The sequence below is a fragment of the Microcoleus sp. T3_D1 genome (assembly GCF_036700405.1).
In the GTDB taxonomy this organism is placed as follows: Bacteria; Cyanobacteriota; Cyanobacteriia; order Cyanobacteriales; family Microcoleaceae; genus Microcoleus.
This window is the reverse complement of record NZ_JAUBOV010000213.1, coordinates 1-1,087: the sequence shown is the minus strand read 5'-3', so window position 1 is coordinate 1,087 and position 1,087 is coordinate 1. Positions and strand designations below refer to the sequence as shown.

1 protein-coding gene is annotated in these 1,087 nt (G+C 32.8%); it reads right to left on the bottom strand.

What is annotated here, in order from left to right:
- Positions 1-7 precede the first annotated feature (7 nt).
- A protein-coding gene (locus QT992_RS33455; RefSeq protein WP_333336612.1) for an IS630 family transposase occupies positions 8-1,005 on the bottom strand; the annotation gives its coding sequence in 2 pieces (ribosomal slippage) (positions 8-615 and positions 615-1,005; 999 coding nt in all).
- Positions 1,006-1,087: the final 82 nt, after the last annotated feature.

Genomic DNA, 1,087 nt, shown 5'->3' with positions numbered 1-1,087 from the left:
TAAGTAGTTAAGCAAAATTAATTACATAATTATCTCCAAATTCTTTAAGAATTCTTTCTACAGATGAAACAAGAGATTGCCAGCTAGAGTAGGCATCTATTTCGAGCCATTGATATTTGATAAACCGCCACAAAATCTCTATTAAATTCAATTCAGGTGAATAAGTAGGCAATTCAAATATAGTTAAACCGCGTTCTTTCCATTCTTCAATTTTCTCGAAAATGGCATTGCTAGTATGAATAGAAGCTTGATCTACTACAATAACTGTTGGCCGCTCCACCACAGCAAAGAAAGTATCTATGCAGGCTATGATTACATCAGAATTAATAGTCTGCTCTGAAACATAAGCATGAAGAGTGTTTTGCCGATTCATGATTCCCAAGACATTTAAACGCTTAGTTTTACGACTATCAATTGACAAATATTCACCAATATCTTGCCATCCATAAGGGACACAAGGGATGCCACAAAATCCGGATTCATCCAAATAGTATAAATCAATCTTTCCCTCATTTTCTAATTGTTTTAATTCTGACAATTTTTCTTTTTTTTCCTTGTATTCTATGGGGTCTGGCTTGCCGCCAACACCTCGACGCATCCTATGCCAACTCATCCTTTTTTTTTTATTATTCTCTTAATTGTTTCCGTACTTATATTAACCGACCATTCTTTTTTGATTTTTTGTACTACTTGCTTTAATTGTTTTGGTTGCAATTTTACCCAGTCTCTAATTTGATCTGATTGTGCGGAATTAAATGTTTCTTTTCTGCCTCTACCTGGTTTATTATATAATCCGAGCATTCCCTCATTTTCCCATCGATTCAACCAGTTATACATGGTCTTATAACTAACTTTAAAGATTTTTATTAAATTTTTATTGTCGATATTTTGTGAAGCTAAAATCAGAAAATGTGCTCTTTGGCGCACTTGATGATGTCTGCTTTCGCGATAAATTCGGTTTAGCAATTTCAAGGAAAGTGGATTGATATCTCGAAGTAAAAACATATAAAACCTCTTTGAACACACCTTGATATTTTTTATTATATCATATTAGTTATTTGTGTAATTAATTTTGTTTGACTACTTA